The organism is Klebsiella sp. 141161 (assembly GCF_050600815.1).
Taxonomy (GTDB): domain Bacteria; phylum Pseudomonadota; class Gammaproteobacteria; order Enterobacterales; family Enterobacteriaceae; genus Klebsiella; species Klebsiella aerogenes.
In genome coordinates, this window is record NZ_JAQIRN010000001.1 from 31,029 (window position 1) to 50,303 (window position 19,275).

At 56.3% G+C, this 19,275-nt stretch carries 22 protein-coding genes; 9 read left to right on the plus strand and 13 right to left on the minus strand.

All coding sequences use genetic code 11. From position 1 onward, the window contains the following. Window positions 1–166: 166 nt before the first annotated feature. Window positions 167–1,066, plus strand: a complete 900-nt coding sequence (eamA, locus tag PGR79_RS00155) for an O-acetylserine/cysteine exporter (protein ID WP_087860695.1) — start codon at window positions 167–169, stop codon at window positions 1,064–1,066. A gap of 42 nt (window positions 1,067–1,108) precedes the next feature. On the opposite strand, the gene PGR79_RS00160 is transcribed toward eamA, so the two are convergent. The 5 genes from PGR79_RS00160 to marR all read right to left on the minus strand — a co-directional run bounded on the left by PGR79_RS00160 (window position 1,109) and on the right by marR (window position 3,213). Beyond that, complete coding sequence (locus tag PGR79_RS00160) at window positions 1,109–1,600, minus strand: YbjP/YqhG family protein (protein WP_087860696.1); 492 nt, start codon at window positions 1,598–1,600, stop codon at window positions 1,109–1,111. Continuing rightward, a complete protein-coding gene (locus tag PGR79_RS00165; RefSeq protein WP_087860697.1) occupies window positions 1,597–1,968 on the minus strand; it encodes an NlpC/P60 family protein in 372 nt (123 codons plus the stop codon). The genes PGR79_RS00160 and PGR79_RS00165 overlap by 4 nt, the downstream gene beginning before the upstream one ends. A gap of 173 nt (window positions 1,969–2,141) precedes the next feature. Then, window positions 2,142–2,348: a multiple antibiotic resistance protein MarB gene (marB, locus tag PGR79_RS00170; RefSeq protein ID WP_087860698.1), complete on the minus strand. Its 207-nt coding sequence runs from the start codon at window positions 2,346–2,348 to the stop codon at window positions 2,142–2,144. Window positions 2,349–2,377: 29 nt separating this feature from the next. Next, on the minus strand, window positions 2,378–2,761 hold the full coding sequence (gene marA, locus PGR79_RS00175; RefSeq protein WP_015366733.1) for an MDR efflux pump AcrAB transcriptional activator MarA: 384 nt from the start codon (window positions 2,759–2,761) through the stop codon (window positions 2,378–2,380). A 17-nt stretch (window positions 2,762–2,778) separates the two neighbouring features. Continuing rightward, window positions 2,779–3,213 (minus strand): multiple antibiotic resistance transcriptional regulator MarR, encoded by a 435-nt coding sequence (marR, locus tag PGR79_RS00180; protein ID WP_015366732.1) that lies wholly within the window; start codon window positions 3,211–3,213, stop codon window positions 2,779–2,781. A gap of 262 nt (window positions 3,214–3,475) precedes the next feature. Here marR and PGR79_RS00185 point away from each other — a divergent pair, with 262 nt between their 5' ends. Further along, on the plus strand, window positions 3,476–4,144 hold the full coding sequence (locus tag PGR79_RS00185; RefSeq protein ID WP_045394562.1) for a MarC family NAAT transporter: 669 nt from the start codon (window positions 3,476–3,478) through the stop codon (window positions 4,142–4,144). 99 nt (window positions 4,145–4,243) lie between these two features. On the opposite strand, the gene PGR79_RS00190 is transcribed toward PGR79_RS00185, so the two are convergent. Further along, a complete protein-coding gene (locus PGR79_RS00190; protein ID WP_087860699.1) occupies window positions 4,244–5,443 on the minus strand; it encodes a sugar transporter in 1,200 nt (399 codons plus the stop codon). Window positions 5,444–5,637: 194 nt separating this feature from the next. On the opposite strand from PGR79_RS00190, the gene PGR79_RS00195 reads away from it, so the two are divergent. After that, entirely contained in the window at window positions 5,638–6,435 is a 798-nt protein-coding gene (locus PGR79_RS00195; protein WP_113373444.1) for a PhzF family phenazine biosynthesis protein, read from the plus strand. Window positions 6,436–6,477: 42 nt separating this feature from the next. Here the strand turns inward: PGR79_RS00195 and PGR79_RS00200 are convergent, their stop codons facing one another. From PGR79_RS00200 to PGR79_RS00225, 6 genes are all read right to left on the minus strand, one after another. After that, window positions 6,478–7,155, minus strand: a complete 678-nt coding sequence (locus PGR79_RS00200; protein ID WP_113373443.1) for an SDR family oxidoreductase — start codon at window positions 7,153–7,155, stop codon at window positions 6,478–6,480. After that, window positions 7,152–7,625 (minus strand): YhcH/YjgK/YiaL family protein, encoded by a 474-nt coding sequence (locus PGR79_RS00205; protein WP_113373442.1) that lies wholly within the window; start codon window positions 7,623–7,625, stop codon window positions 7,152–7,154. The genes PGR79_RS00200 and PGR79_RS00205 overlap by 4 nt, the downstream gene beginning before the upstream one ends. Further along, window positions 7,622–8,788: a sialidase family protein gene (locus PGR79_RS00210; RefSeq protein ID WP_113373441.1), complete on the minus strand. Its 1,167-nt coding sequence runs from the start codon at window positions 8,786–8,788 to the stop codon at window positions 7,622–7,624. Before PGR79_RS00210 ends, PGR79_RS00205 begins: the two co-directional genes overlap by 4 nt. Before the next feature lie 2 nt (window positions 8,789–8,790). Beyond that, complete coding sequence (locus PGR79_RS00215) at window positions 8,791–10,203, minus strand: sodium:solute symporter family protein (protein ID WP_113373440.1); 1,413 nt, start codon at window positions 10,201–10,203, stop codon at window positions 8,791–8,793. A gap of 73 nt (window positions 10,204–10,276) precedes the next feature. Further along, on the minus strand, window positions 10,277–11,161 hold the full coding sequence (locus tag PGR79_RS00220) for a dihydrodipicolinate synthase family protein (protein WP_113373439.1): 885 nt from the start codon (window positions 11,159–11,161) through the stop codon (window positions 10,277–10,279). Continuing rightward, window positions 11,162–12,328, minus strand: coding sequence for an iron-containing alcohol dehydrogenase (locus tag PGR79_RS00225; RefSeq protein ID WP_113373438.1), 1,167 nt, complete (start codon window positions 12,326–12,328; stop codon window positions 11,162–11,164). A 175-nt stretch (window positions 12,329–12,503) separates the two neighbouring features. Between PGR79_RS00225 and dtnK the strand changes: the two genes are divergently transcribed. The 3 genes from dtnK to PGR79_RS00240 are packed head-to-tail and all read left to right on the plus strand — an operon-like array spanning window position 12,504 to window position 15,481. After that, on the plus strand, window positions 12,504–13,739 hold the full coding sequence (gene dtnK, locus PGR79_RS00230) for a D-threonate kinase (RefSeq protein WP_113373437.1): 1,236 nt from the start codon (window positions 12,504–12,506) through the stop codon (window positions 13,737–13,739). Continuing rightward, window positions 13,732–14,718: a D-threonate 4-phosphate dehydrogenase gene (locus PGR79_RS00235; RefSeq protein ID WP_113373436.1), complete on the plus strand. Its 987-nt coding sequence runs from the start codon at window positions 13,732–13,734 to the stop codon at window positions 14,716–14,718. Before dtnK ends, PGR79_RS00235 begins: the two co-directional genes overlap by 8 nt. Window position 14,719: 1 nt before the next feature. Further along, entirely contained in the window at window positions 14,720–15,481 is a 762-nt protein-coding gene (locus PGR79_RS00240; protein ID WP_113373435.1) for a DeoR/GlpR family DNA-binding transcription regulator, read from the plus strand. Between the two features lie 10 nt (window positions 15,482–15,491). Here the strand turns inward: PGR79_RS00240 and ptrR are convergent, their stop codons facing one another. Further along, window positions 15,492–16,370: a putrescine utilization regulator PtrR gene (ptrR, locus tag PGR79_RS00245; protein ID WP_015705323.1), complete on the minus strand. Its 879-nt coding sequence runs from the start codon at window positions 16,368–16,370 to the stop codon at window positions 15,492–15,494. 105 nt (window positions 16,371–16,475) lie between these two features. Here ptrR and sad point away from each other — a divergent pair, with 105 nt between their 5' ends. The 3 genes from sad to PGR79_RS00260 all read left to right on the plus strand — a co-directional run bounded on the left by sad (window position 16,476) and on the right by PGR79_RS00260 (window position 19,236). Beyond that, window positions 16,476–17,861: a succinate-semialdehyde dehydrogenase gene (gene sad, locus PGR79_RS00250; RefSeq protein ID WP_113373434.1), complete on the plus strand. Its 1,386-nt coding sequence runs from the start codon at window positions 16,476–16,478 to the stop codon at window positions 17,859–17,861. Window positions 17,862–17,941: 80 nt separating this feature from the next. Next, window positions 17,942–18,868: a glutaminase B gene (glsB, locus tag PGR79_RS00255; RefSeq protein WP_045394518.1), complete on the plus strand. Its 927-nt coding sequence runs from the start codon at window positions 17,942–17,944 to the stop codon at window positions 18,866–18,868. Further along, window positions 18,868–19,236 carry a DUF4186 domain-containing protein gene (locus tag PGR79_RS00260; RefSeq protein WP_087860711.1) on the plus strand — a complete coding sequence of 123 codons (369 nt, stop codon included), beginning with the start codon at window positions 18,868–18,870 and terminating at the stop codon, window positions 19,234–19,236. The genes glsB and PGR79_RS00260 overlap by 1 nt, the downstream gene beginning before the upstream one ends. The last annotated feature ends 39 nt before the right edge of the window (window positions 19,237–19,275 follow it).

Here is a 19,275-nt window from a genome sequence, read left to right on the forward strand (position 1 = left end):
TTTTTGTTGTGCCCGATCACAAATAGCATGCTAACTGAGCCTTGTATAGCGGGCTCCGTGTCGGAAAGTGCCTTCAGTACCTGCTAAAAATAATGATCTGTTCGAGCGGCGGGAATTTGGTTACTTTGACGTTGGTCATCGTTGACCAGAAAGACAGGGGCATCGTATGACGCGCAGAGATGGACTGCTGGCAATGCTGGTAGTGGTGGTGTGGGGGCTTAATTTTGTGGTGATTAAGCTCGGATTACACAATATGCCGCCGCTGATGCTGGCGGGGTTACGTTTTTTGCTGGTGGCGTTTCCGGCGCTGCTGTTCGTTGCGCGGCCCAAAATACCGCTGCGTCTGCTGTTGGGTTACGGCCTGACCATTAGTTTTGGCCAGTTCGCCTTTTTATTCTGCGCGATCAACCTCGGTATGCCAGCCGGGTTGGCATCTCTGGTGCTGCAGGCTCAGGCCTTTTTCACTATCGTGCTGGGCGCTTTTGTCTTTGGCGAGCGGTTACAGGGAAAGCAGGTCGCCGGTATCGCGCTGGCGATTTTTGGCGTACTGGTACTGGTTGAAGCCAGCCTTGGTGGCCAGCATGTGCCGCTGGTCGGCTTTATGCTGACTCTGGCGGCGGCGTTTAGCTGGGCCTGCGGCAACATTTTTAACAAAAAGATTATGTCTCAGCAGCACAAGCCGCCGATTATGTCGCTGGTGGTGTGGAGCGCGTTGATTCCGGTGTTACCGTTCTTGCTGGCATCGAGTATTATTGATGGGCCGCAGGCGATGGCGGCAAGCCTGGTGAATATCGACGCGACGACCGTGCTATCGCTCATGTATCTGGCGTTTGTCGCCACCATCGTCGGTTACGGCATCTGGGGGGCGCTACTCGGGCGTTATGAAACCTGGCGGGTGGCGCCGCTGTCGCTGTTGGTGCCGGTAGTCGGTATGGCCAGCGCGGCTCTGCTGCTCGGCGAACGGCTCAATGGTCTGCAGCTGCTGGGGGCGACGCTGATAATGGGCGGGCTCTATATTAACGTGTTTGGCCTGCGGCTTTTGCGTACCACGGCAGGGCGGGGATAAATCAAGCCCCGGTATGTGCCGGGGCTTGACGCTGTCGACCCTTTAATACTTGTTTTGGGCAGCAGATTTTGCCTGGGCTATTGCTCCGGCATTAAATATCGGTTGCTCATAATGATGGCTTACATCCCTTACGCGATATATCTTCCACTTACCATTTTCGCAGCGCATATATGCTTCAAGGTGTAAAACATCACCGTTTTCAATACCGATCCATACCGGAATAACCGTTCCCCCCATTAAAGCGCGGGCATGACCAATCTTAAGATTTGCTATCCAGGACGAATCATAATCCTGAACATAAGTAAAATAATCAGATCCGACAATCTCTTGTTCAGGAATAGCCTCGATATTACCAAGTCTGCTCAGAGTATCAGCCGAAATATATTCTTGCAGCTGATAATATTCATCATTACTGCTTGCCAGAAACTGCAGATACGATGAATAAAACGCCTCAGCGCGGTTAGCTGGACTCTCTTGAGGATGGCCCACACACGCTGTGAGTAAAAATAGTATCATTAAGGGGAGAGTTCTCATTGATTCATCCTGTATACCTTGAACGCTGGCTGTAGACGACGATAGCCAGGACCTGGATACATGCTTCGTTGGGTGAAGTCGGATATCCACTGCTTGCCGTCATACATTGTCATGTGCCCGCTAGGGTTGCCTCCCGCATAAGGCTGAATCACTGCGACATCGCCGCGCAGTATCGTCGAACCCGGTGGCACTTCTTTAAATCCGGCGCGCAATAATATTGGCCCATAATCTTTGGCGTCGCGCGTGCGCTCAAGTTTAATTCCTCCGGCTTCTATAGCCTGGCGGATGTATTTTGCACATTCATAATGAGATTGCTTATGGGCATGCGAGCGGAGATGAGTAATAGACGTTTGCTTATTCCAAGCCACTTTTATTCTTCCCTGTATCAAATTTACAAACAGGGAATTAATACATAAATGACCGCGTCAGGATATCTGAAAATGCAAAAAAGCGAGCAAGACTAAAAAAGCTGATGCGCTAAGGAGTGGAGAACCCTCAGCACATCAGCCGAATCAATAATTATTGGTGAATGATATGGGCGTCAGTTGTAATACGGTACGCCCAGCTCATCCGATTTGTCATTGCCGGCAGCCATGTGATTAAAATCAAACGGCGAGTCGTTATGTTCGGAAGGGATAATCATCGCATCCCGGTTATTGTGGCGAACCGGAGTGGTGGTTTGCTCCGCATAACTCTGACCGGTGGCCAGCGCCATTAGCACGATGGCGGCGGTAGCGAATAATTTCATGATTTCCTCAATACGTCTTTTGCAGGCGATTAACAACAATAATTATTTAGCGGCATCAGGTAGCGGGATTCACCCGGAACGTTGGTGATGCGATATTTATGGGGCGGTACATCGAAATAGTTTTTAAACGTCCGCGTCAGCGTCTGCTGCGATTCAAAGCCGTAGCGCTCGGCCAGATACAAAATCGGCTCATTACTCTGCTTGAGTTTTTGCGCGATTTCCGTCAACTTGCGGCTGCGGATATACTGGCCCAGCGAGTGGCCGGTCTCTTTCTTGAACATTCTTTGCAGGTGCCATTTGGAGTAACCTGAGCGCTCCGAAACTTTCTCCAGCGACAATGGAGATTCCAGGTTCTCTTCGATCCACGACAAAATACTATGGATAGTGATGGCGTCGTTATTGCGTCTGGACATCATCTTACCTCTTCTTATTACGGCAGGACTTTCTTGAGAAGTTGCTCAAGCATGACCACTTCGTCTGCCGTTAGATTTTTTGTTAGTTCCTGGTGCAATTTTTGACCCACAACCTGATGACAGTGCTCACAAAGGGCTGCGCCTTCTGGAGTCAGTTGCACCAGAATGCCGCGCTTGTCATTGGGGTTGGGCAACCGTTCTATCCAGCCTTTGCAGACGAGTCTGTCGAGCATGCGCGTCATTGCGCCTGGATCGACCGACAGAACGGTCTTCAGCTCAACGGGTGTCGTACATACCTCGCAGCGAATGGAACAGAGCACCCGAAATTGGGTAGCGGTGATATCCATGGGTGAAAGGTAGTCGTTGAGCAGTCGATCTTTTTTCTGGTTAACCATCTGGATCAATCGGCCGAGAGGGATCATCTCGTTGAACAGATTGTTAGTGTTTTCCATGATAGTTGCCCAGGCAATTATTTAGTTGCGATGGATATTATTGCCGCGGCAATCATAAGTCAACATTATGAATTCGCCGATGCCACGATTTGCTAAAGATTGATAGTTTGATGGCGGTCACTTTTTTTCATTTTACTAACGCTTGTTATTTTTTATCGACGTGATTTTTTCAGTGGGTGTGGCATCTGAGTCGCTGCTGTCGATATACTCACGGGGTGAAACTGTACTGAAAAAATGATACTTAACGGGATGTTGACTCACTATGCTGGAACTCTTTAAAGCAATAGGGCTCGGTCTGGCGGTGATTTTACCGCTGGCGAATCCGCTCACCACCGTGGCGCTGTTCCTCGGCCTGGCGGGCAATATGAACAATGCCGAGCGTAACCGGCAATCGTTGATGGCATCGGTATATGTCTTTGCGATCCTGATGGTGGCGTGGTATGCCGGCCAGGTGGTCATGAATACCTTCGGCATTTCCATTCCCGGCCTGCGTATCGCCGGCGGTCTGATCGTAGCATTTATTGGTTTTCGCATGCTGTTTCCGCAGCAGAAAGCCCATGATTCGATGGAAGCGAAAATCAAATCGGAAGAACTGCAGGATGAACCCACGGCGAATATCGCCTTCGTGCCGTTGGCGATGCCCAGTACCGCCGGGCCAGGCACCATCGCGATGATTATCAGCTCCGCCTCGACGGTAAAACACGGCGTTGATTTCCCGGAATGGGTCGTGCTGGCCGCGCCGCCGATTATTTTTGCGCTGGTGGGGATCATTCTGTGGGGCTGCCTGCGTAGCTCAGGGGCGATCATGCGACTGGTGGGTAAAGGCGGTATCGAGGCGATTTCCCGCCTGATGGGTTTTCTGCTGGTCTGTATGGGCGTGCAGTTCATCATTAACGGCGTGCTGGAAATTATCACCAACTATCACGCCTGATCGCGGTAACTTTCTGAAAGGCCCGGCGACGTGTCTGTTTCGGGCCTTTTGGGGATAGGATGTCGGCGCCGCGAGCGGCATTGACCGCCCGCGGCGTTATCATGAGTGATGCGCTTGTTGTTCATCCAGCGGCGAAGGCCAGCGGCGAAAAATCATCACTGCCCAGACCAGCGCTACCAGCGCCGGCACTGCGCCAACGTAGCCTATCGCCGACATTGACAGCTGCGTACTCACCTGGCTGCCGACCAGCGCGCCGGCGCCAATACCAATATTGAAAATCCCCGAAAACAGCGACATCGCGACATCGGTAGCATCCGAAGCCAGCGCCAGCACTTTCACCTGCATGCCGAGGCCGATGACCATAATCGCGATCCCCCAGAATACGCTGAGCAGCATGAGCTGATTGGCGTTCCTTGAGGCGGGTAGCAGCAACAGCAGGCATATCAGCAGCATGGCGATAGCGGTCGTAATCAGTCCGGAAGCATGTTGATTGCCCAGCTTGCCGAAGACAATACTGCCGATAATACCCGCGCCGCCGAGCACTAACAGCAGTAGGGTGGCGAAGTTACCGCTAAGGCCTGCGACGGTTTGAACGAAGGGTTCAATATAGCTGTACGCCGTGTAGTGGGCGGTTACCACGATAACCGTCAGCAGATAAATGCCGAGCAGCGCCGGACGGCGGAACAGCACCGGCAGGCTCTTCAGCGAACCGGAATGTTCGCTTGGCAGCGCCGGCAATAGTTTCGCCAGGCACACCAGCGTCGCTAAAGCGCCAAGACCAATGGCCAGGAAGGTGGTGCGCCAGCCAAAATATTGCCCGACGATACGGCCAATAGGGATGCCGAACACCATGGCCAGCGCGGTACCGGTGGCGATAAGACTTAGCGCCTGTGCGCGCTTGCCGGGAGGGGCCATACGAATAGCCAGCGCGGAGGTGATCGACCAGAACACCGCGTGGGCGAACGCAATGCCAATTCGACTCACCACCAGCACCGTGAAGTTCCACGCGAAAAATGACAATACGTGGCTGGCGATAAATAAGACGAACAGGCCAATGAGCAGGCGACGGCGCTCCATCTGGCTTGTCAGCAGCATGAACGGTAGCGACATCAATGCCACTACCCAGGCATAAATGGTCAGCATGATCCCGACCTGGGCCGTTTCCATGCCGAAGCTGTCGGCGATATCAGACAGCAAACCGACAGGAGCAAATTCCGTGGTATTAAAGATAAAGGCGGCAATTGCCAGCGTGACGACCCGCAGCCACGCGACTCTGCGTGAGACCGTATTTGTAAGCATAAATTCCGGGCTGGTAGTAATGAGAAGAAGAGAAGGCGATCTTAAAACGAATGCTGCTGAAAATACAATCACTTTGTGATCTGTGTCTCATTTTATGCTGACACCTGTGCCTGCTAACAACTTAATTTTTCAGCTAATAGTGTGCACCCGCGCTTTCTGTGTCATGTTGATAGACGATAAAAAAGGGGAGCACGATGAAAGAAATTAGTTTTTACCTGGTCGATGCCTTCAGCGATCGCAATTTTGGCGGCAACGCGGCGGCGGTGTGCCCGCTCAGCGAATGGCTGCCTGATGAAACGCTTTTAAAAATGGCGCAGCAGCATAATCAATCCGAAACGGCGTTTTTTGTCCGCACTGATAGCGGCTATGAGCTACGCTGGTTCACGACCCTTGATGAGATTAACCTCTGCGGCCACGCCACGCTTGCGGCATCGCACGTGATTTTTGAATATCTCGATCATCCCACGGCAACTATCGTATTCAGCACCCGTTTTGTCGGTGAACTGCGGGTGACGCGCAGCGGCGATTGGCTGACGCTGGATTTCCCGGCCTGGCAAACGACGCCGGTACGTGACGTACCGCCGGCCCTGTTCGCCGGGTTGGGCATCGATGACGCGCTGGAGGTACGGGAAGGGCGTGATTATCTGGTGGTTCTGCGCGACCGGGCGCAGGTTGAAGCGGTACGCCCTAATATGGCGCTGCTGGAGACGCTGGATAAAATGATTTGCATTAGCGCCGCCGACGAAGAGTATGACTTTGTCAGCCGCTTTTTCTGCCCCGGTGAAGCGGTACCGGAAGATCCGGTAACCGGTTCTACCCACAGTATGCTGATCCCCTACTGGGGAGCGAAGCTCAATAAAACCGAACTGCTGGCGCGGCAGGTGTCGGCGCGCAGCGGCGAGCTGCGCTGCCAGTGGCGTGATGACCGTGTATTGATTAGCGGCCAGGCGACCACCTATCTGCGCGGCACGGTCTATTTGCGCGAAGGTTGATGATAGTTTCCCCCGGCTGGCGCGACGTTGAGCCGGGTTCACCTAGCCAAGCGAGGCGCCGCCACACATCACCAACTCTTGTCCGGTCATCGCCGCGGCCCCTTCGCTAAGTAGCCAGCTTACCAGCGACACCACCTCCTGTGGCTTAATCAATCTACCGAGCGGCGGCGTCTTCGGCGGCGAACTCTCCCGCCCTGGCTGGCGCAGCATTGGCGTATCGGTGGCGCCGGGGGCGACCACGTTAACGGTAATGCCCGCCGCGGCAAGTTCCGCCGCCCAGCTTCTCGCCAGCGCCACCAGCGCCGCTTTGGTTGCCGTATACTGAGAACGGCCTGCCGCTCCGCGAGAGGTTCGGCTACCCAAAAGGATAATCCGACCGCCGCGGCTCATAACGGGCGCAAAGCGGTTGGCTAAGGTCTGCGCCGCATCCACATGCAGACGCCATAACGTCTCGCCACGCTGTGCGTCAAGTTCTCCTAGCGGCGCCGCCGCCATCACACCGGCGGCATGGATAATCGCCTGCGGCGGCGGTACTGACGACAGAGCATCAACCAGCGCCTGGCGGTCGCTCACATCGACCGCCAGATGCGTGAAGCCTTCATGGGTAAATGGCGGCGCGGAGCGGCTTAGCCCGAGCACCTGCCAGCCCTCCGCCAGCAGTTGCCCCACAATCGCCGCGCCGATCCCCGAACTGGCGCCCGTGACCAGTGCCTGTTTCATGGCGCCTCCAGCATGCTGCGCGGCACTTTAAACACCGCTTTCCTCACCGGGGCGGGTGTTGCAAAGGCGCATAGCGCCTGGTGCGGTTCGCCGGGGAGAAAGACCGCGAAGTCGCCGACGCGCAAATGCAGCGTGACGCTGTGCGGCGTCTGCTGGCTGATAAAGAGATCCGGTTTGCGCTGTTCATCCTCGGGTTGGCCGCTGTACAAGGTACCGGCATGAATTATCTCCTCGCCGGCTAAAATGACCTGAATATCGGCCCATTGGAGGTGATATTCGGTATGTCGCTGTTCTGCCGCCTGGGTTTGCGCGGTGCCGATGGTGCAATACCAGTCGCCATCACCAGGTTGGAAACGGCCGTCTTCATGGGTTGTCAGGGCGCTAAGAGAACATTCAGGACGGCTGAGGATTTGCCGTAACGCCAGTGGCAACCCCGCCTGAGGCAGGGCGTTCAGATTACCGATGATCATGCGATTTCTCCTTTCACCCACTGCGGCGACACGCGGACATACTTAATGGCCTGCCGGTACCAGGTATAGGCAATGTGTAAATCACCATCTTCACCCTGTTTAATACTGGGATAGGAGAATTCACGGTTTAGTTTTTGCTCTGAATTGTTGGTCATACAGTAGCCGTCGCCCTCATCAAGGTTGCGCATCCACGGCCAGCTTCTGCCGCCGTCGTCGGAGATAGCCACGGTCATTGGCGCACGCGGCGCGCCCCAGAAGGCGGTTTTGCCAGTGCATTCAGGCTCTTTACGGCCGTCATCATCTTCTATTTCATCGTATAACGACGCCCGACGCTCGCTGGCGCCTGCTGCGCTCATGTTATTGAATACCAGCGCCAGATCGCCGTTGCTCAACGTGGTCGCCTGAATGGACGAGTTATTGTTTGGCAGCGTGGTGGGGATAGGCGCTGACCAGCTTTCGCCAAAATCTGTCGACCGGCTGTACCAGATATGATCGGCCCAGCGGCTGCGGAAGAAGGCGGCCAGCGAGCCATCGGCCAGCGGGGTGATATTCATATGCACGCAGCCGAGGCTCTGCGGTACCGCCACGTCGCGCCAGCTCTTGCCGCCATCGGCTGAGATTTTTACCGCGCTCACATCATCGTTACCGACCCATTTCTCCCCCGGCCGGGTACGACAATAGAAAACCGGCAGCAACCAGTTACCGTTGGGCATTACGGTTATGGGCTGCCGGATAAAGGTGCCGGGTTCATCGAGCAGGGTGGCGATTGCGCCCCAGTGCTTTCCGCCATCGCGCGACTGGCGATAACGCACAATAGCGGTGTCCTGATTACCGGCATACTGCGCGGTCCATAACAGCCACAGTACGCCATCAGGATCCTGAAACAGTACCGGGTTTTGTTCCGAACGCTGCGGATCGTCGGATAACTTTGTCGCTTCACTCCACGTTGTGGCGCCCGGCGCTAAACGCGCCCCCCAGACTGAAATATCCGCTTTTCCTTCCTGCGAACCGCCGAACCACACGCACATCAGCGTGCCATCGGGCAGCGGCAGAAGATTGGCGGCATGGTTTTGCGGGCAGCCGGAGGGCAACATTGCCCATGCCAGATGAGGATCCAGTTGGTGTTGGCGAATTACGCCGTCAAAAGTTGGGGTGGTGGTCATTTTTACACTCCACGTTGTTCAATGGGGGCCGGGGATGATTGTTGCGTTTTATTGGGGATCAGACGGTCGATAACCATAATCAGGGCCGGGGTGATCAGCGCGATGTACATGTTATTGATGCCGAACGGATCGCCGAGCAAATACCACACCGAGGTCACCACACAGGCGCCAATGAGGCCCGCGTTCGCGCCGCGGGCGCTTTTAAAGAACGGCGCATAGAAGGCGATGACCGCGACCACGGTGATAGAAAGCCTGATGGCGCGGGTAAAGAAGGAGAGCTTCAGCACTTCCGGTACCAGCAGCACAAAAATAAGCGGCAGAAAACCGATGATAAGCGAGGCCCAACGGGTGGCTTTAAACTCCTGCTCCGGCGTTGGATTGCGCCACGGCACGTAAAAATCTTTTACCACCAGCGAGGCAATCGCCAGGGCAACGGTACTGACGCTAACGAAAATTGAAGCAACAAGTGACGTTGTCACTAACCCGGCAAGCCACGGGTTCATATCTTGCAGGAACACCGGCAGGGCGTACAGGCTATTGATTTCCGGGTGTAAAAACTTCGCCGCCACGCCGATAATGGCGATCGCGAAGGCGATAGGCAGGCAGAAGAAAAAGGCAATCCAGGTAGAGCGTTTCGCCGATTTTACGTTTTTTGTCGAGCTGATAGCCTGAATGACAAACTGGGTGCAGAAGATGGAGCCGATGGTGCCGATAAGCCAGGCGCAGATCGTGCCGGCGCCAAAATTACCATCCCAGGTCCAGTAGTAATCAGGCATCTTCTCGATCATCGGCGTGAAACCGCCGGTTTTTGCCAGCGCGAAACCCATAATAATGAGTAGACCGGCATATTTTAATGCGCTGTGCAGCATGGTGACCCAGGCTACGCCTTTCATACCGCCGAAGGCAAAATAGAAAGTACTGACAATGGCGGTAATAAACGCCGCGAGGGGTAAATTGATCTTTAATACCGTGGAAATTGCCGCCGCGCCGCTGACGTAGTTGCCGACGTTCACCAGCAACAGGGCGTAAATCATAATGATGGAAATAATATTCTTGGTGCTGGTGCCGTATCGCTCGGCAATCGCCCCGGAAATAGTAATTTTGCCAGTGTTATAGATGCGTTTAACCAGTATCAGGCCAAACAATGGAAAGCCAATAGCGGCGCCCAACACCGACCAGGAAGCGGCAATCCCGCTCTCAAACGCGGCCTGTGCGGTTCCGATAGTCGACTTGGCGCCGATATATTCCGACATCAGCAGGATACCGACGATAAAGGCCGGCATCGCGCGCGAGCCCTCCATAAAATCCCCGGAGTTTTTACTTCTAATGCGGAACGTCAGCCAGGTGGTAAATAAGATATAGGCGATGACAATGCCGACAATAATAAAGGTATCTTCAGTGGTAAAATGATTCATCTTAGCCTCTCTTTGGGCGTACGAATCCTGGGCACACAGGTACCCGGTCTATTTTGTTGAAGAAACGCAGCGTTTAATTAAGATACTGCGCGATGATTCCACGTATTTGCTGCAGTTGAGATGCGCTAAACTGAACCGCGTAGCGGCTATCGCCGACCTCATGGCCCATCAGCTGCAATGCTTTTTTCACCGCGGCGGGGGAAAAGGCGACTTTGTAGAGATCGGTACGCAGGCCGGTGACGTTTTCCTGCGCCAGCCTTGAGGCTTCAATATCGCCGGCCTGGAAGGTTGACCAAATCGCGTTAATCTCCCGTGGCGCAACGTTAGCCAACCCGGAAATGCACGCTGAACAACCATCAACGAACCCCTGATGAATCAGCGAATCCGGCCCGTTCAGGACATTAAAACCGTCGATACCCTTCACCGCATCAAGAAAGCCCTTCAGGCTGTCATAACTACCGGCGCTATCTTTTATGCCAATAATGTTGTCATGCGCAGCTAGCTGACGTGCGGTTTGCGGTTCAATGGTGTTGCCGGTGCGCGCCGGGATGTTATACAGAAATACCGGAACGCTTAGCGCATCGGCGATTGCCGTGTAGTGACTCAGCAACTCATCTTGCTTCAGCGGCACGAACCACGGGGTGATGACCGACACCGCGTCGACGCCTGACTTTGCTATCTGCTGGCCAAGACGAATGGTTTCCCGCGTCGACACTTCGCCAATATGCGCCACCACCGGCGCGCGTCCGGCAACCGCCTCGACGCAGGTTTCGGCAACCGCAATTTTTTCCGCCTCATTAAGGACGAAAAACTCGCCGTTGGTTCCGCCGCAGAAAATGCCATTACCGGCGGCCAGCTGACGTTCTACCTGTTGGCACAGCGCCGTCAGGTTCAGTTCACCGCTGGCGGTAAAGGGGGTAACAATGGCGGTTAACACGCCGCGAATGGAATGATGCATTTATTTCTCTTCTCCCTGATGAGATGACTGTGGAAACAGCGTCTGGTAAATCGCCTGGACTTCGTCCTGGTTCACGCTGCATGGGGCATTGTTCATTAATCGTTTTACTTCCAGCGCCGCGGCGCTTAGCGTTTCAATACTCTCTGGCGGTACACCCAGCGCAGCGAGGTTGTCCGGCAGCGCCAGGCGTTTCACCAGTTGCGCCAGCCAGCGGACCAGCGCATGAGATTTCTCTTCGTTATTCAAGGTCAGATCGGCGTCCGGGATCAGATCCCAGACCTGAGCGAATTTATCCACCGCGTGCGGGCGTACGACCTGCATACAGGGGGCCAGCAGAATGGCGTTTGCGACGCCGTGTGGTAAATGCCAGGTGCCGCCAAGCGGGTAGGAGAGCGCGTGCACCAGATGCGTGCCGGCATGATTGATAGCCACGCCGCCATAGTACGAGGCCCACAGCATCTCCAGTTTCGCCGTGAGATCCTGCGGGTGGGTCACGGAACGCTCAATATGCCGCACCAGCTTATGCAGGCCGATTAAGGCGGCGTTATCGCTCACCGGGTTCGCGACGGTTGAAGTAAAGCACTCCAGTAGATGACACAGCGCATCGATACCGGTGGAGGCGGCAATGGCCGCAGGCATGCTGGTAGTCAGTTCCGGCAACAGGGCCACGAAATCCGGCAGCAGTACCGGGGAGATAATCCCCACTTTGGTATTACGTTCGGGAATAGCCAGGATGGCATTTGGCGTCGCTTCCGAGCCGGTGCCGGCGGTGGCGGGTATCAACAGTGACGCCAGACGCAGACGCGGTTTCTCGCCGTCAATCAGCGCGTTGAGCGTAGGGGATGCGGGGTGTAGTAGTACCGAGAGCAGCTTAGCCACATCGAGGACGCTGCCGCCGCCGATACCGACGACCATCTGTGGCTGCGTTCCCGCGAGTTGGGCAACAATCTGCGCCACATCATGTTGACTGGGCTCTGCCGGCACGGAATCCACGATCCTCACATCAACGTTATTCTCGCCCAGCAGATGTTGGATCTGTTTGGTCGCTGCCAACTTACCGACGTTCGCATCGGTGACCAGTAAAATGCGCTTTTTACCTGCCAGCACTGGCTTCAGGGCTGATATGGCGCCCGCGCCGCTGATAATCGTGCTGTTAATCGTCGCCACGTCTCACTCCTCTATTGTTATGATTGAATTCAATCAATGTGCGTAGTGTTCACTCATTTCAATGAGCAAAAGTTATAATTTATACGGACGTTTAATAACTTGAGCTTGCTCACATTTAATCAAATATGATTGAATATAATCATTAACGGTTCGGATAAGCGATGAAGGAAAGAGAATGAGCTGCGGCGATAATCCTGTTCTGGTGCTGGCAGATGACTTTACCGGGGCCAATGATGCCGGTGTCAGTCTGGCAGAAGCGGGCCTGGCGGTTGAGGTGGCGTTTAGCGCCGGCTATCAGCCGACCACCCGGGCGTTGGTTCTCAATAGCGATAGTCGGGCGCTTTCCGGGGCGCAGGCAGCAGAGAAAGTGAACGCGATACTCCGTGATGCGGCAAATTTCGCCGCCGTCTGGCAGGTGAAGAAAATCGACTCCACCCTACGCGGCAACCCCGGCGCGGAACTGGAGGCGATGATGCGTGCGCGGGGCTGCGTCACCGCGGTCGTCGCGCCGGCCTTTCCGGCGGCAGGGCGCATAACCCGCGGCGGACGATGTTATGTCCACGGCGTGGCACTCGATAAAACGGAATACGCCAGCGACCCCAAAACCCCGGTCAGTAGCGCCGATATTGGGCAATTGCTCGCCATGCAGAGCCAGCTGCCGTGCCGTTCGCTTGACGTACAGCAGTTGACCGCCGCCCTCGCGGAAGAGAGCGACCAACCGCGTGTATTGATTATTGATGCTGAAGAAGACGCGCAGCTGGATGAGGTTATCGCTGCGGTAGCCAGCCGCGCGCGGCAAACGCTGCTGGTGGGCTCTGCGGGGATCTGCGAGGCGCTTTCGCGCTACCTGCGCCGGGATGCGGCCGGGCCGTTGCTGGCGGTGGTCGGCTCAATGAGCGAAATAGCGCAGGCTCAGGTCGCCGCTTTGGCCGGCCATCCGCGAGTCGGGCGGATCGGGATTGATGTTGCCCGCGCCTTTAACGGCGATGCGTTGGCCGATGCCCGGCGAATCGCCGAGGTACTGGCGGCAAATCATCATTGCGTGGTCACCACCTGCGCGGATAACGCTGTCCGGCACGGTATTGAGGCGCAGTGCCGTGAACGCGGCTTGAGCCGCGCTGCGCTGGGAGAACAGATCTGCGCTTATCTCGCGCAGGTCACCCAACTTGCCGTTGAGCTACATGCGCCGGGGGCGCTGTATCTATCCGGCGGCGATGTCGCGATCGCCGTCGCTCATGCGCTCGGCGCGCAGGGGTTTCATATAACCGGCCGGGTGGCGCAATGCGTGCCGTACGGCCATTTTCTCGGAAGTCGCTGGCCGCGTCCGGTGATGACCAAAGCAGGGGGATTCGGTACGGAGACCACGCTGCGGGATGTCGTGAATTTTATTGAGGAGAAACTGAGTGTCTAACATGATTGCGGTAACGATGGGCGACCCGGCGGGCATTGGTCCGGAAATTATTATTAAATCGCTGAGCGAAGGCGAACTGAGCGGCGCGCCGGTGGTGGTCGTGGGCTGCGCGCAGACGCTGCGGCGGATCCTGGCGCTGAACATAACCCCGCGCGCGGAGTTGCGAATTATCGAACACCCGCGCGAAGCGCAGTTTTCACCCGCAACGATTAACGTGATTGATGAACCGTTAAGCGATCCTCAGGCCCTGCGGCCCGGCGCAGTCCAGGCTCAGGCCGGCGATTTGGCGTATCGCTGCATCAAGCGCGCCACCGCGCTGGCGCTGGCGGGGGAAGTTAAAGCTATCGCCACCGCGCCGTTAAATAAAGAAGCGCTACATCTGGCCGGGCACCATTTCCCGGGACACACTGAACTGCTGGCCCATCTGACGCAGACCAAAGATTATGCCATGGTGCTGTACACCGATAAGCTTAAGGTGATCCACGTCACCACCCATATCGCGCTGCGCCGCTTCCTCGATACCCTAAGCCAATCGCGGGTAGAGACGGTTATCCGGGTCGCCGATCATTTTTTACGCCGCGTGGGGTATTCGCAGCCGCGCATTGCGGTCGCTGGCGTGAACCCGCACGCCGGTGAAAACGGTCTGTTTGGCGATGAAGAAATCCGTATTGTCGCCCCGGCCGTCGCGGCGATGAAGGCACAGGGCGTTCATGTCGTCGGACCGTGCCCGCCGGACACCGTCTTCATGCAGTGCCACGAAGGTATGTACGATATGGTGGTGGCGATGTATCACGATCAGGGGCATATTCCGCTCAAGCTGCTCGGGTTCTATGATGGGGTGAATATCACCGCCGGGCTGCCGTTTATCCGCACCTCCGCGGACCACGGCACCGCCTTTGATATTGCCTGGACAGGTAAAGCGAAGTCTGAGAGCATGGCAACCTCCATTGAGCTCGCCATGCAAATCGCACAGGAATAACATGAAGGGATATAATCGGTTAGAGCAGATTATGGACTTCCTGAAAAGCCATAATCTGGTAACGGTCGACCAACTGGTTGCGGTAACTAACGCCTCGCCGGCGACCATTCGTCGCGATCTGATTAAACTCGATCAGGAAGGGGTCATTAGCCGCACCCACGGCGGCGTGACGCTCAACCGATTTATTCCCACACAGCCGACGACGCTGGAAAAAGCGCAGCGTAGCCCTCAGGAGAAATACGCTATCGCCAGGGCGGCGGCGTCGCTTATCAAGGCCGGCGATGCCATTGTGCTGGACGCCGGTACCACTATGATTGAACTGGCGCGACAGATTACGCATCTGCCGCTGCGGGTCATCACCAGCGATCTGCATATCGCGCTGTTTCTGGCTGAATTCAAACAGATTGAAGTGACGATTATTGGCGGTCGCATTGATGACAGCAGCCAGTCGTGTATTGGCGAACATGGGCGACGCTTGCTGCAGAATGTGTGGCCTGATCTGGCATTCGTCAGCTGTAACGGTTGGGATTTGCAAAAGGGCATTACCGCGCCGACGGAAGAGAAGGCGGCGCTGAAACGCGATCTGATCGCCAATGCCCGGCGGCGGATCCTGCTGGCCGACAGTTCGAAATACGGCGCCTGGTCGCTGTTCAATATCGCGCACCTCGACTCGCTCACGGACATCATCACCGACGGGCATTTGCCGGGGGAAACCCGCGATGCGCTTAAGGAACTCTCGCCGCGGCTGATTATCGCCGATTAACGTCCGGCCATCATGTCGCGCTAGCCGCCTGACGATCCTCGTTCAGCAATTCAATAAATGCCTCCAGCTGGCGCGTCTTCGCGCCGCGTCGCCACACAAGCCAGGTCGTCAGCCAGCGCCACTCTTCGGCGAGCGGCCAGGCGGAAACCTGCTGATGCCCTGGCATACTCTCCAGCATACTGCGTGGGATAAGCGCCAACCCGGCGCCGGCGATCACGCAGGCTAACATGCCGTGATAGGACTCCATCTCATGGATCCTTCCGGGCGTCGCGCGGTCGGCGTGAAACCAACTCTCAAAATGACGACGGTAGGAGCAGTTGGCGCGAAATGCGTAGACGTTCGCGCCGTTGACCTCGCTGGCGCGGGTTACCGGCGCATGGCCATAAGGGGCGACGATCATCATCTCTTCCGGGAACACCGGTAGCCCCTCCAGACCGGGATGAACCAGCGGCCCGTCGACAAACGCCGCGCTGAGCGCGCCTTCCAGCACGCCGTCAATCATGGTGCCGGAAGGGCCTGTGGACAACGCCAGGTGGATTTTCGGGTAGCGCTGGTTGAAAAGGGCTAACGTGGTTGGGATGCGCACCGCAGCGGTGCTTTCCAGCGAGCCGAGGGAAAACAGCCCCTGCGGCTCATCGCCGGCGACCACCATCCGCGCTTCATCGACTAACGCCAGGATTTGCTGGCTGTAGCGTAAAAAGCTGTGCCCGGCGGGCGACAGACGCAGCCGTTGGTTCTCGCGAATAAATAGCTCGACGCCGAGGTCGGCCTCCAGTTGGCGAATACGGGTGGTCAGATTCGACGGGACGCGGTGCACCTTCTGCGCGGCCTGGGTAATACTGCCGGTACTGGCGACGGCGTTAAACATCTCAAGTTGGGTAAGGTCCATAATATTCTTCTTTTGTGAATGCGTTGCTTAATATTATTCATTTTCAATGAAAGGAAGGGTAGGCCACAATATCCACACTTCGCAATCCCTACAGAGAGAATAACCATGAATTTATCTGCCACCCATGCGGTTTCCGTTAACCCGACCACTGGTGAAGTCGTGTCGTCTCTGCCGTGGTCAACCGAACAACAAGTAGATTCAGCCATTGCCCAGGTGCAACAGGCTTTTCGCCAGTGGCGCCAGGTCGCGCTCGCCGATCGCGCCGCCGCGCTGCGTAAAGTCGGCAGCGTAATGCGCGCCCGCGGCGAAGAGCTTGCGCAAATGATTAGCCTTGAAATGGGTAAGCCCATCGCCCAGGCGCGCGGTGAAGTGAGTAAGTCAGCCAACCTCTGCGACTGGTATGCCGAACATGGCCCGGCGATGCTGGCGACCGAAGCCACCCAGGTAGAAGATAATAAGGCGGTGATTGAATACCGGCCGCTGGGGCCGATACTGGCGGTGATGCCGTGGAACTTCCCGGTATGGCAGGTTCTGCGCGGCGCGGTACCGATTCTGCTGGCAGGGAATAGTTATCTGCTGAAACACGCGCCGAACGTGATGGGCAGCGCGCAGCTGCTGGGCGAACTGTTTGCCGAAGCGGGACTGCCGACGGGCGTCTTTGGTTGGATCAACGCCACCAATGAAGGCGTCTCGCAAATTATCAATGATGATCGTATCGCAGCGGTCACGGTGACCGGTAGCGTACGCGCCGGGCGGGCAATCGGCGCTCAGGCCGGCGCAGCGCTGAAAAAATGCGTGCTGGAACTCGGTGGTTCCGATCCCTTTATCGTGCTCAACGATGCCGATCTGGACGAAGCGGTGAAAGCCGCCGTTGTCGGCCGTTATCAGAACAGCGGGCAGGTCTGCGCGGCGTCGAAACGCTTTATCGTTGAGGCGGGTATTGCCGACGCTTTTACTAAAAAATTCGTGGACGCCGTGGCGGCGCTGAAAATGGGCGACCCGCGCGACGAGCAAAATTACATCGGCCCGATGGCGCGTTTCGATCTGCGTGACGAACTGCATCAGCAGGTTGAAGCCACGCTGAAGGAAGGGGCGACCTTATTGCTTGGCGGCGAGAAAATCGCCGGCGCCGGTAACTACTACGCGCCAACGGTGCTGGCGAACGTTACCCCGGAGATGACCGGTTTCCGTCAGGAGTTGTTTGGTCCGGTGGCTACCATTAGCGAAGCCCGCGACGCGGCGCATGCTCTTGAACTGGCTAACGATAGCGAGTTTGGTCTTTCGGCAACAGTATTTACGGCAAGCAACGCGGAAGAGGAGCGCTTTTCTCGTGGTCTGGAGTGCGGCGGGGTGTTTATCAATGGCTATAGCGCCAGCGATGCCCGCGTGGCTTTCGGCGGCGTGAAGAAGAGCGGCTTTGGTCGGGAACTGTCGCATTTCGGTTTGCATGAGTTTTGCAATATTCAAACCGTATGGAAAGACCGTCGCTAATCGACGTTAGCGCCTGACGTCCGTCGTCACGCTCTGCTATACTCGCCACCCGAATTTCGATGGTGGGCAAGGAGCCGAGTGTGGCGACGGTTATTAATAATGCAATGCTGGATGCCGTTCTGGCAGAAATCAGGCCGCTGATAGGGCGCGGCAAGGTAGCGGACTACATTCCTGCCCTGGCGCGCGTCAGCGGCAATAAACTTGGCGTCGCCATCTGTACGGTTGATGGGCAGCACTATAGCGCCGGCGATGCCCACGAACGCTTCTCGATCCAATCTATCTCGAAAGTGCTAAGTCTGGTGGTGGCGATGAACCATTATCAGGAAGAGGAGATCTGGCAGCGCGTCGGTAAAGATCCTTCCGGCCAGCCCTTTAACTCCTTACTACAGCTGGAAATCGAGCAGGGCAAACCGCGTAATCCTTTTATCAACGCCGGGGCGTTAGTGGTCTGCGACATGCTGCAAAGCCGCCTGAGCGCGCCGCGTCAGAGAATGCTGGAGATCGTGCGTCGGCTGAGCGGAGTGGACGATATTGCCTATGATTCAGTGGTCGCGCGCTCCGAGTTCGAACACTCCGCGCGTAATGCCGCCATCGCCTGGCTGATGAAATCTTTCGGCAATTTCCATAATGATGTCGCCACGGTGCTACAAAACTATTTCCACTACTGCTCGCTTGAGATGAGTTGCGTCGAACTGGCGCGGACCTTCCTGTTTCTCGCCGATCGGGGGATTGCCCCGCATCTGGCGGACCCGGTTATCGCGCCGATTCAGTCGCGGCAGGTTAATGCGCTGATGATGACCAGCGGGATGTACCAGAACGCCGGAGAGTTCGCCTGGCGTGTCGGGCTGCCGGCAAAATCCGGCGTCGGCGGCGGCATTGTGGCGATTGTGCCACAGGAGATGGCGATAGCGGTGTGGAGTCCGGAACTTGATGAAGCGGGTAACTCGCTGGCGGGGATCGCTGTACTCGAGAAGCTTACCCAACGTTTAGGAAGATCGGTGTTCTGATGTCTGCAATGGAAAATCTGTTCGCCCGGCTTGGGCGTTCAACGTTCCGCTCTCGCTTCCACCTCGGGGCGAAAGAGCGACAGTATTGTTATGATAAAGGGCCGGAGGTTATCGACAGCCACGCGGCGGATTTTATCGCCAAAAGGCTGGCTCCGGCGCAGATTGCTAATGATGGTAAGCAAACTCCGATGCGCGGGCACCCGGTATTTATCGCCCAGCACGCCACGGCCACCTGCTGCCGCGGATGTCTGGAAAAGTGGCATGCGATCCCGCGCGGGCGGGAACTGAGCGGCGAGGAGCAGCGTTATGTCGTACAGGTAATTCACCACTGGCTGGTGATGGAAATGAACGCGATTACCAACCGTTAACCTGTCTCGCTCAGGCATGGCAGTATGCCTAACAAATAT